Raw genomic sequence first — 12,425 nt, 5'->3', positions numbered from 1 at the left:
TTATAATTTGTCAAAATAAAGTTTGAATTTTTTGAAAATTTTTTAAAATGGTTTAAGGTATTGCTGTAAATAAGAAAAATGTCCTTTATATAGATAAATACTTGCTTAAAGAGGTATTATTTATTTAATAGAATTTGTATTTTTGCAAAATATATATATGTTTAAAATTTACATAAGGCTTGTAAAACTGATGTAAAAATTGTAAAATTAACGTAAGATAAAGTGAAAAATTTGTCTTAAAGAATAAAAAAATAGGAGGTATACATATGGTAGGAATTATTCTTGCTAGTCATGGGGAATTTGCTAAAGGCATATTACAATCTGGCTCAATGATTTTTGGAGAACAGGAAAATGTAAAAGCTGTTACATTAATGCCGAGTGAAGGACCTGATGATATTAGAGCAAAAATGAAAGAAGCAATCGCTTCCTTTGATAATCAAGATGAGGTTTTATTCTTAGTTGATCTATGGGGTGGAACACCATTTAACCAAGCAGATAGCCTAGTTGAAGAACATAAAGACAAATGGGCAATCGTAGCTGGTATGAATTTACCAATGGTTATTGAAGCTTATGCTTCTCGTTTCTCAATGGAATCAGCACAAGAAATTGCTGCTAATATTCTAAAGTCAGCTAGAGAAGGAGTTAAAGTTAAGCCAGAATCATTAGAACCTGAAGAATCTACTAAAGCTACTACAGATTCTGCTCAACAATCTAACAATGTAGGTGCGCCTGGCTCTTTTGAATACGTTTTGGCACGTATTGATTCACGTTTACTTCATGGTCAAGTAGCAACTGCTTGGACAAAAACTGTAAAACCAACAAGAATTATTGTTGTATCAGACGATGTAGCTAAAGATGAACTTCGTAAGAAATTGATTCAACAAGCAGCTCCTCCTGGAGTTAAAGCGCATACTGTTCCAGTTAGTCAAATGATTAAGCTTGCAAAAGATGATCAACACTTTGGAGGACAGCGTGCATTACTTCTTTTTGAAAACCCAGAAGATGTACTTAGAGCAGTAGAGGGAGGAGTACCTATAAAGACAGTTAATGTTGGTTCTATGGCTCACTCTCCAGGTAAGGTTCAACCAAATAAAGTACTTGCTTTTAATCAAGAAGATATTGACACTTTTAATAAACTTAAAGAAGCTGGATTAGATTTTGATGTTCGTAAAGTTCCAAATGATACAAAAGGAAATATGGATGAAATTCTTAAAAAAGCACAAGAGGAATTAAATAAATTAAAATAATTTGATTTAATATAAATAAGTTATTTTAATGAAAAGGAGGATTAATAACAGTGGATTTAAATATAATTCAAATAATATTAGTTATTATTATTGCATTCTTAGCTGGTATGGGAGGGATCCTAGACGAATTCCAATTTCATCAACCATTAGTTGCTTGTACTTTAATAGGTTTAGTTACAGGTAATTTAATACCATGTTTAATCCTAGGCGGTAGTCTTCAAATGATCGCTTTAGGTTGGGCAAACATAGGTGCTGCCGTAGCACCAGACGCAGCATTAGCATCTGTTGCAGCTGCAATTATCTTAGTTCTTAGTGGAGAAGGGCAAGCGGGAATATCTTCAGCTATCGCTATAGCAATTCCACTAGCTGTTGCTGGATTATTATTAACAATTATTTGTCGTACAATAGCTACAGCATTTGTACACCTTATGGATGCTGCTGCTAAAGAAGGTAATATAAGAAAAGTTGAAATGTGGCATTTCATTGCTATTCTTATGCAAGGTGTACGTATAGCATTACCAGCTGCATTAATTTTATTAATAGGTGCTGGTCCAATAAGCGCATTACTTGCTTCTATGCCTGCTTGGTTAACAGATGGTTTAGCAGTAGGTGGTGGAATGGTAGTAGCTGTTGGTTACGCAATGGTAATTAACATGATGGCAACAAAAGAAGTATGGCCATTCTTTGCAATCGGTTTTGTATTAGCAACTATTTCTCAACTTACACTTATAGGATTAGGTGCAATTGGTGTAGCTTTAGCTCTTATTTACTTAGCACTTAGCAAAAAAGGTGGCTCAGGTAATGGTGGATCAAACATAGGAGATCCAGTAGGCGATATTATCGATAGATACTAAGAAGGGAGAGAAGACGAAAATGGAGAAAAATTTAAAATTAACAAAAAAAGATCGTCTTTCTATTTGGTGGCGTTCAACTTTCATTCAAGGATCTTGGAACTATGAAAGAATGCAAAATGGTGGTTGGGCATTCTCATTAATTCCTGCAATCAAAAAATTATACAAAACTAAAGAAGAAAGATCAGCGGCATTAACACGTCACTTAGAATTCTTCAACACTCACCCATATGTAGCTTCACCTATCATTGGTGTAACATTAGCATTAGAAGAAGATCGTGCAAATGGAGCTCAAGTAGATGATGTAACTATTCAAGGGGTTAAAGTTGGTATGATGGGACCTTTAGCAGGTATCGGAGACCCTGTATTCTGGTTTACTGTTAGACCTATATTAGGAGCATTAGGTGCTTCACTTGCTATGGCTGGTAACATATTAGGACCAATAATATTCTTCTTAGGTTGGAATATTATCCGTATGGCATTTACTTGGTACACACAAGAATTTGGTTATAAAGCTGGTTCTCGTATTACAGAGGACTTATCAGGAAACTTATTACAAGATATTACAAAAGGTGCATCTATACTTGGTATGTTTATATTAGGATCACTAGTTAATAGATGGGTATCTATTAAATTTGCTCCAGTAGTATCAACAGTTCAATTGAGCCCAGGTGCTTATATTGATTGGAATAGCCTTCCAGCAGGTGCAGAAGGTATTAAGGAAGCCTTATTACAACAATCAGCTGGATTATCTTTAACTGCTGAGAAAGTTACAACATTACAAGGAAACTTAGATTCATTAATTCCTGGACTTGCAGGATTATTATTAACATTCCTTTGTATGTGGTTACTTAAGAAGAAAGTATCTCCAATTGTAATTATTCTTGCTTTATTCGCAATCGGTATTGTTTTCCACGTAATAGGATTAATGTAATATTTTTATTTAGCCTAGGTTAGTATAATATTTTACTTAGCCTAGGCTTTTCTTAAAAATAAAAAGGCTAAAAGAGTGTTTATAAAAAATTTTCATAAGAACTATTTATTTTGAAAAGAAATAATTAAGTAAAATAAGTTTATATATTTAATTAGAAAAGAGGTAGATCTATGGTTCAATCACTTAATACAAAAGTGGATTTAGTAGTTGATGCAACATCTTTTTCAGGTCTTGCTGATTATGGACAAATAATGATTGGTGATAAAGGATTTGAATTTTATAATTCTAATGATTATAGAAAGTTCATTCAAATTCCTTGGGAAGAAGTTGACTATGTAATTGCATCAGTTATGTTCAAAGGAAAGTGGATTCCACGATATGCAATTAAAACTAAGAAAAATGGTACATATTCATTTTCTTCTAAAGACACAAAGAAAGTACTTCGTACTGTTAGAAAATATGTTGATGCAAATCGTATAGTTAAGTCATTAAGTTTCTTTGATGTTGTAAAAAGAGAGGTAAAAGCACTATTTAAGAAGAAATAATTTAAAGTTTTTTGTGTAATAAATTCTATATAAATTTAGAAAATTAAGTATAAAAGCAAATATGTTTTAATATTCTTTAAATTACCCAAGAAAATTAATAAAGTTTATTATAAAAGTAAATAAATATGTTTAAATATTTAATTTTAAAGTAAATAAAAGAGTTATTAAAAGAAAATTTGTATTTTTAGTATAAAAGTAAACAAATATTAGTTTGAATAAGAATATTGATTAATTTTACTGATTTAAGCTTTCTATGTAGGTTTGATTGAGAAAATGTAGAGGAGTATAATAAATTTTAAGATACATAAGTTAATTAATGTATGAAATCTTTACTTATAGGATATAAATGTAATGATATGTTTATACTTAAGGGGGAGAATTTTATGTTTAAAGAAAACCTTAAAAATTTATTAACTAAATATGGTACTGTAGAGTTAGTTCTTTATGATGATGAGCTAAACTTGTATGCCATGACACTATGTAAAGAGTGTCAATGCGATGTAATAAGGGAGCTAGGTATAAGAGGAACTGGAGTAGAAAATTTAAAAGATATAGTACATTCCTTAGGATATGATTTTATTTCTTTAAAAGAATATTACGAAAAAGGAACCTATGATGAATATGGTAATAAAATGACTTGTTGCTGTAATGATAGTTCTTATAAGGTTGTTAAGGTCAATTTTAATAAGGATAATGAAGATGACTATTACATGGCATGGGCAACCGTCTAAAAAGCTGCTTAAATTAGTGGCTTTTTATTTTTTATTTAATTTATTTTAGGAAAGTATGTTAAGATATTAATTGAGTATTAAATTTTTATTTTAAATATTTTATTCTTTAAAATAACATTAAAAAGTAAAAAAAATTTAAACTGTTTGTTTCTATTTTGTATTTTTTTATATTTTTTATTTTTATATAATAAATTTGCGATAATCAATTATACGGGGGATAAATATATGAAGAAAATAATGAAAATGGGTCTTATTCTTAGTGTGTTAATATGTTTAGGATCTTTTGTAGGATGTAATTCACTAAACAAAAAGCAGGTTGAGGCCACAGAAAATAAAGAAGCTGTAGAAGCTAAAGATACAACAGATGAAAAAAATACAGAAGGTAAAGATAAGGCAAAGACAAATGAATTAGAGTATTTACCTTTTGATAAAGATCCAAATGCTGAGGATGGGAAAGTTGTATCAGAGTACACTAATGGTCTTTTAAAGGGGACATTACAATATCCAGTTAGAAAAGATGGTAAAAAGATAGCGTATTTAACTTTTGATGATGGTCCATCAACAACTAATACACCAGAGGTTTTAAAGATTTTAGATAAATATAATATAAAAGGAACTTTCTTTGTAACAGGAAATTCTATAAGTGCTGGAGATAAATCAAAAGAATTATTAAAGCAGATTGTTAAAAATGGACATGCTATAGGAAATCATACATATAGTCACGATTACAAATATCTTTATCCTAATAGAAAGATGAATGTAAATAACATAATGTCAGATATAAATAAGAATGAAAACTTAATGAAAGAAGTCTTAGGTGAAGATTTCTCAACAAAAGTAGTTAGATTCCCAGGTGGATACTGGTCTTGGCAAGATAGAACACCTATGAAGGAAAAAATGATTCAAGAGGGAATACAAAACATTGATTGGAATGCCTTAAATGGAGATGCAGAAGGGAAAAAGAAAAATGCAGATGAATTAGTTGAATTTGCTAAGAAAAGTGTAGAAGGCTTAGGCCCTAATGCAGACAATGTAGTAGTTTTAATGCATGATACTTATGGAAAAGAAGAAACAGTTAAGGCTTTACCAAGAATAATAGAGTACTTACAAAGTAAAGGCTTTGAATTTAAGAGCATTAAATAAATATATTATAATTTTTACGAACAATAATTAATTATTTAATAAAAATTCTAAAAGAATTATTAAATAAATATATTGTAAGTTTTATTTAAAAGATAATATTTAATAAAGTATATAAATAAAAATAATATTAAAAATAAGCAAATAATAGGAATAAAAAGCTACTAATTTTATGCACATATGATTTAAGTAATAAAATTAGTAGCTTTAATTTTTTATAATAAAGAAGATATTTTAAAGAATAAATTAAGAAATAATTTGTTTTTTATATGATAAAATAGATAATATAATAAAAAAAAATAAGTTTATTAAATAAGGATGTGATTATATAAGGGATTATTAAGAATATGAGTATAAATTCTAAAAGGTATATAAATTTATAGAGTTTTAGAATAGGTTTAAGAATAAAGTTAAAAAGGAGGAAACTACTCAGCATAATATTTTTGAGTAGGGAGAATACTTTGAATAGATTGTTAGAGCTTAGCAATGAAATATTTAGGATAAAAACAGATGATTATACTTTCCCATTATTTTCATCTTTACATTTTAAGATTATTTTATGTGTAGTAATAACCATATTTATAGCAATTATATTTAAAGAAAAAATAAAAAAGTGGAAATATAGAAGAACATTTGAAGTAACTACAGCACTTATTTTGTTATCAACTCAAATTTTTTTAGCAATATGGTATTCTAGATTCCCTAATTTTTATTTGAAGGAAAGTTTACCTTTGTATCCATGTAGAATTGCAATAATTATGGCAGCAATAGGATTGATATGGAAGAAGAATGATTTTGCAAAATCAATAGCTTATTTTTGGGGAACAATAGGAGCTATAGGAGCATTAATGATACCTATAACTAATTCTTATATTTTTCCACATATAACTTACTATACATTTTTTATAGGACATTATTTTTTATTAATAGCTTCATTATATCTAATATTAATAGAGGAATTTAAAGTGAAAAGTAAGAATGTAAAACAGGCACTTATTTTTTCTTTTATATTTGCAATTTGTGCTTTTATAGCAAATTATTTATTTGATGCAAATTATGCCTTTTTAAATCCTCCAAATGGATATGAAATACTTAATATTATAAATGTTGAAAGTAATATTATTACAACATCAATTTTTGCATATTTTATTTTTGTATTAGGAATATTCATTATGTATTTGCCATTTAATATGAGTGATTATAAAAAAGATAGCTTGTTTGAATGTTCCTTAATTAAATATTAAGCTTACTAAAGAAATTTATATAAATAATGTGGGTTTGATTATTTTAATTTAATATATATTAGAAAGAATTATAATACTAAGCTAAGTAAAATTTAAGATATAAGTATATTAGGGGTTTATTTGAAAATGTATTAAATATATGTATAAGATTTTAGGGAGGTGAAAAGGGGCATATTAAAGGTCTTATATAAAATTTATGAATATATTATCTGAAGATTTTTTATAAGATTTATTTTTATGTACCCTAAAAGTAGTTATGCTTAAAGATTTAAATGAAAAAATAAAAGAATGTCGAGAAAATATAGCCTTAAAGGAAATTCTTGAAAAGAGAAATTTATCACTTGAAAATGAATTGAATAGTAAGGAGAAGGAATTAGGAGAGCTTGAAAAGAGGTTAAATAAGGAGCTTAAGGATGTTCAAAAGTTAAAGAGTTTATCTTTTTCTAATTTAATATCTAATATATTAAGAAATAAGGATGAAAAACTAGAAAAAGAAGAAAGAGAGTATTTAGAGGCAAAACTTAAGTATGATAACTTTAAGTTTAAGGTGGAAAAGTTAAGGTATGATGTAGAAGAAAATAACAACAGATTAGGGCAGTTAATTAATATTGAAGGTAAGTATAAAGATCTTATAAGTGAAAAGAGAGAGTTAGTTAAAAAGTTTAATCTAAATATAAGAGATGAAATAATTGAAATAGAAAATGAAATAAAGGACTTACTAAGCAATAAGACAGAAATTTCAGAAGCCTTAAGAGAAGCTAATAATTGCTTAATGATTAGTGAAGAAACCTTAAAATCCTTAAGGAGTGCTAAGAATTGGGGAATATATGATATTGTTGGAGGAGGAATGATTTCTTCAGCAATCAAACATAATAGAATAGATGATGCTAAAACTTATATGGAGAGGCTTAGTTATTCAGTAGATAGATTAAATAAGGAGTTAGGGGATGTAGATACCTCTATATTTAATGAAGGCTTAAATATAAGTGGATTTTCTTATACCTTTGATATTTTCTTTGACAATATATTTAGTGATTTTTCAGTTCAAGGAGAAATCAATGATTCCCTATATAAGATTGAAGATTTTAGAAATAAGGTTTTAAATTTAATAAGAAAACTAGAAGAAAAAGAAAATAGTGTAGGTCTAAAGGTAAATCTATTAAATGATAAATTAGAAAGATTAATAGAAGAAAATTAAATTAGCCTTTTATATTATATTTAGTATAAATTTTAATTTAAAATATTAGAATAGATTTTAAGTTTAAATAAATGATTAAATAAAGACACTTTAACTTAAAGTTAAGAATTATCTTAATGTGGTTAAAGTGTTTTTATTTTGGAAAAATTTTAGTTTTTATTCAAGTTTGTAATTTGTTAAAAGAAAGTTCATAGTAAAACATGTATAATTAATATATGGTAATAATTAACTTAAAATTTATATGGAATTAATCGTAAAATTAGGAGGAGAATTTATGAGGAAAATAATTCATATCAATGATCAATGGTTTTATGCAAATGATTACAAAGATGAATATTTAAAAAATGAGTTTGATTTTAGTAATTTTGAAAGGGTAGATTTACCTCATACAAATATAGAGTTACCATATAATTATTTTGATGAAAAATCATATCAGTTTATTTCTACTTATGTTAAAACTTTAAAGTTTGATAATAGCATTAAAGGCAAAAAAGTATTTTTAGATTTTGAAGGAGTTATGATAGCTGCAGAGGTATATTTAAATGGAATTCATGTTGGTGGACATAAGGGTGGTTACACTAATTTTTCAATAGATATTACTGAGGCTTTAAAAATTAATGAAGATAATGTATTAAAGGTTGTTGTTGACTCCACAGAAAGACCTGATATACCTCCTCATGGATATGTTGTTGATTATTTAACCTATGGAGGAATATATAGAGAGGTTTCCTTAAGAATAGTTGAACCTATATTTATAAATAATTTATATGCAAGGGCATATGATTGCTTAAAGGAAGAAAAAAGATTAGAACTTGATATAGAAATAAATAATTTTGAAAAATATAGAGATGATTTAGAAATTGTTGTAGAGTTTGGTGATGATACTTTTGAAGAAACTTTAAGTACAAAGTTACCAATTGAAGAAGGAACAAGTATTAAAAATATAGAAATAGACCAATTAAATATGGTTAAGTTATGGGATATAGAAAATCCTAATCTTTATGAAATAAAAGTTAAGTTATTAAAAGATTCAGAAGTTATAGATGAATATAAAGATACCTTTGGATTTAGAGAAGCTGAATTTAGACAAGATGGTTTCTATTTAAATGGAAGAAGAGTAAAGCTTGTTGGATTAAATCGTCATCAGGCTTATCCATATGTAGGATATGCTATGCCTCAAAGGGTTCAAGAAAAGGATGCTGAGATTTTAAAATATGAATTAGGACTTAATATAGTTAGAACATCTCACTATCCACAATCAGTACATTTCTTAAGAAAATGTGATGAGATTGGATTATTAGTTTTTGAAGAGATACCTGGTTGGCAACATATAGGTGATGAAGCTTGGCAGGCAGAATCTATTAAAAATGTAGAGGAAATGATAAAAAGAGATTACAATAGACCTTCCATAGTTTTATGGGGCGTTAGAATAAATGAGTCTCAAGATAGTCATGATTTTTATGTGAAAACTAATGCTATGGCAAAGAGTTTAGATCCTATTAGACAAACTGGTGGGGTTAGATACTTAGAAAATAGTGATTTCCTAGAAGATGTTTATACCATGAATGATTTTATACACAGTGGGGGAGAAAAAGTATTAAGAACTCAAAGTGAAGTAACAGGACAAGCTGATAAAGTTCCTTATTTAGTAACTGAGTATAATGGGCATATGTATCCAACAAAAAGCTTTGATCAAGAGTGTAAAAAAGTTGAACATGCTTATAGACATTTGAGAGTTATTAATGAATCCTTTGGCTTAGATGAAATAAGTGGAGCCATAGGATGGTGTGCTTTTGATTATAATACACATAGTTCCTTTGGTTCAGGAGATAAAATTTGTTACCATGGAGTTTCTGATATGTTCAGAAATCCTAAGTATGCAGCTTATTCATATGCTAGCCAAAAGAAAGTAGAAGATGGTGTTGTTTTAGAGCCTATTACTTTAGGGGCTAAGGGAGAAAGAGATGGAGGAGCAATACTTCCATTTACAGTGCTTACAAACTGTGATTATATTAAAATATTTAAAGATGGAATATATATAGATACTTATTATCCTAACAAAGAAAAGTTCCCTAATTTACCACATCCACCAATAGAGGTTTCACATATTTTATCTATGGATTCAGAAATACCTCTTACTGAAGAAGCAAAAAAAGAAATTAAAGACTTTGTATTAAATAAATTAAAAGATTCTAATTTAACTAATTTAGCTGAAGAAGATTTTAAATATATTGAAGAATTTAGTGAAAGAGTAAATATACCTGTATTTAAAATAATGTCTTTAGTTTATAAATTAGCTGGAGGTTGGGGAGATAAGGAAAACTCTTTAATAATAAAAGGCTTTATAGATAATAAAGAGGTTGCTTCAAAAGAAATAGGTGAGCTTAGAAGCATGAATAAGTTAGAAGTTACACCAGATGATTTAGAACTTTCATTAGATAAAACAAGTTATGATGCTACTAGAATTGTGGTTAAACTTTTAGATAACTTAGGAGAGGTTCTTTTCTTAAATAATGATTTTATTGAAGTAGAAATAGATGGACCTTTAAGTATAATGGGACCAAGTAAGTTTGGAATCTCTGGTGGAATAACAGCTTTCTGGGTAAGAACTCAAGGGCAAACTGGACTTTGCAAAATAAAGGTTAAGAGCATGTACTTTGAAGAAGAAATTTCTATAGAAGTTAAGTAGAGTTAACTTATTAGTATTTTTATAGGAAGACTTAAGTAATTTTAAATTAAAGAAATAGATTATTTTTTAAAGTGAAGTTTTGCTTTAGATTAATTTAGAATTAAAGATATATTTGAAATTTAGAATTTAGTTAAGGAATTTAAAATAAAAAGAGGGAGTTATATCAAAACTTAGATATAAGAATTATAAATGTATTTAGAGAGTTAGTGAATTTCACTAAGAATTTATAATTTTTATTTATAAGTTTAAATTGATATAACTCCTTTTTATGTAACTTTTGAAAGGACGACAACTGTCGAAATTATAATTTTTAAGAGTAAGAGGGTCCATTAATATTATTAGCTAAATTAAGAACAAATATCCTTATAATTTATATAGGAATTAATAGGGAAAAATAGGGGGGAGGTGAATAATTTATTATTGTAGAGTTATTTTTACTGTATAACCAGTAATAATATTGGGAAGTTTTAGGAGAAAAACTGGAGATCGATTAAATATTCATATATAATTCATTTAAAGTCTATGGACAAGACTTTATAATTTATTCATTCCTAAGTTAGAAAAAAGTGTTGATCTTAAAGGTTACAAGAAGATGTAAAAGCCAAGATGACTTATACATATAGAGGTAGTTAAGATAGAACACTTTTTTATTTAATAGCTAAATGATTTTTAAGTTGTATTCTTACTTAAATATAATAAATTTTTTAAGTAGTAATAGCCTCTACAAAGAAATACTAAAAGGATTTTAGTTATACTTATTAGGAAAAACAAAGGATAACTAGGAGGGAAAAACATGAGTAAAATTTTAATTTCTATATTATTATCTTTAGGATTATGTTCTGGAGGTGCTGGGGTGAGATATTTTAATAGTAATAATATATCTCATAAAAATGTACAAGCTAACCAAAGTGTTTCAAATGAAAGTTCAGAAAAGGTAGAAGCACAACAAGGAGAGAAATCCAAGGAAGAAACTAATATTTTAAGCAGTAATCCTTTTACTAAAGTTTTTGAGAATATAAGTAAGAATTTTTCTAAGGATAAAGTAACAGATACTACTAAAAAAGAAGAGAGTGTTAAAAATACTCCACAAGATGAAGAGGCAAAGGTAGAATCTAATTATGAAAATGGAAAGTTAGAGATTATTCAATCAAATAATGAAAATAAAGAAGTTTCACAAAGTAACAATGAAGAGGCAAATCCTTCAAAGGATAAACAAGAAGAAAAGCCAGTTGAAAATAATAAAGTAGAGAAAGAAACTAATAAGGAATCTGTGCAAAAACAAGAAAATAAGCCTGTAGAAAATCAAGTTGAGAAACCAGTAGAACAATCAAATAATAGTAGTTCTTATATAGCTCAAATTGAACAAATGATATTCAATAAGGTTAATGAAGAAAGAGCTAAGGCAGGGGTTGCACCTTTAAGTTATAGTAACACTATGCAAAAATATGCTCGTATTAAGTCAGAGGATATGGGAGTGAGAAAATATTTTTCACATGAAGATCCAAATGGACAATTAATAACAGCTAAAATGAAAGCTGATGGAGTTTCATATAATGCATGGGGAGAGAATATAGCTTATTTAGGTGGATATTCAGGAGATTCAAACATAGCTAACCAATTTATGACTAATTGGATGAACTCATCAGGACATAGAGCTAATATACTTTCTCCTAACTTTACTTCTATTGGGGTAGGAGTTTATAAAATAGGAAATACATATTACGCTACACAAGAGTTTATGAAATAGAATAAGAATTTTAAAAGGCGTGTATCAAAAGTTTTTTTGATATACGCCTTTTTTATAAGGGTTTTTAGCTTAATAAATTAATTTTTTATAAAAAGTAAT

Annotated in this window: 10 protein-coding genes; all 10 read left to right on the top strand. The window is 27.7% G+C overall.

The window, feature by feature from the left end:
* Positions 1–266 precede the first annotated feature (266 nt).
* The 10 genes from I6G60_RS12310 (at position 267) to I6G60_RS12265 (ending at position 12,326) form a co-directional block, all read left to right on the top strand.
* Positions 267–1,247, top strand: coding sequence for a mannose/fructose/sorbose PTS transporter subunit IIA (locus I6G60_RS12310; RefSeq protein WP_003455841.1), 981 nt, complete (start codon positions 267–269; stop codon positions 1,245–1,247).
* Positions 1,248–1,297: 50 nt separating this feature from the next.
* A complete protein-coding gene (locus I6G60_RS12305; protein WP_003455721.1) occupies positions 1,298–2,101 on the top strand; it encodes a PTS mannose/fructose/sorbose transporter subunit IIC in 804 nt (267 codons plus the stop codon).
* A 19-nt stretch (positions 2,102–2,120) separates the two neighbouring features.
* Positions 2,121–3,032, top strand: coding sequence for a PTS system mannose/fructose/sorbose family transporter subunit IID (locus tag I6G60_RS12300; protein ID WP_003455840.1), 912 nt, complete (start codon positions 2,121–2,123; stop codon positions 3,030–3,032).
* A gap of 170 nt (positions 3,033–3,202) precedes the next feature.
* Positions 3,203–3,577: a DUF956 family protein gene (locus I6G60_RS12295; RefSeq protein WP_003449204.1), complete on the top strand. Its 375-nt coding sequence runs from the start codon at positions 3,203–3,205 to the stop codon at positions 3,575–3,577.
* A 383-nt stretch (positions 3,578–3,960) separates the two neighbouring features.
* Positions 3,961–4,308 (top strand): hypothetical protein, encoded by a 348-nt coding sequence (locus I6G60_RS12290; RefSeq protein WP_011590388.1) that lies wholly within the window; start codon positions 3,961–3,963, stop codon positions 4,306–4,308.
* A 225-nt stretch (positions 4,309–4,533) separates the two neighbouring features.
* Positions 4,534–5,451 carry a polysaccharide deacetylase family protein gene (locus tag I6G60_RS12285; protein WP_003455717.1) on the top strand — a complete coding sequence of 306 codons (918 nt, stop codon included), beginning with the start codon at positions 4,534–4,536 and terminating at the stop codon, positions 5,449–5,451.
* A 458-nt stretch (positions 5,452–5,909) separates the two neighbouring features.
* A complete protein-coding gene (locus tag I6G60_RS12280) occupies positions 5,910–6,692 on the top strand; it encodes a YwaF family protein (protein WP_011590389.1) in 783 nt (260 codons plus the stop codon).
* Between the two features lie 256 nt (positions 6,693–6,948).
* Positions 6,949–7,890, top strand: a complete 942-nt coding sequence (locus I6G60_RS12275) for a hypothetical protein (RefSeq protein ID WP_011590390.1) — start codon at positions 6,949–6,951, stop codon at positions 7,888–7,890.
* 274 nt (positions 7,891–8,164) lie between these two features.
* The gene (locus tag I6G60_RS12270; RefSeq protein ID WP_004456165.1) at positions 8,165–10,579 is read left to right on the top strand and encodes a glycoside hydrolase family 2 protein; all 2,415 of its coding nucleotides are present in this window, start codon (positions 8,165–8,167) and stop codon (positions 10,577–10,579) included.
* Positions 10,580–11,372: 793 nt separating this feature from the next.
* Complete coding sequence (locus tag I6G60_RS12265) at positions 11,373–12,326, top strand: CAP domain-containing protein (RefSeq protein ID WP_003455787.1); 954 nt, start codon at positions 11,373–11,375, stop codon at positions 12,324–12,326.
* The last annotated feature ends 99 nt before the right edge of the window (positions 12,327–12,425 follow it).

The sequence above is a fragment of the Clostridium perfringens genome, assembly GCF_016027375.1.
In the GTDB taxonomy this organism is placed as follows: Bacteria; Bacillota; Clostridia; order Clostridiales; family Clostridiaceae; genus Sarcina; species Sarcina perfringens.
Note: the sequence above shows the minus strand (reverse complement) of the source record. Positions and strands in the feature narration are given on the sequence as shown.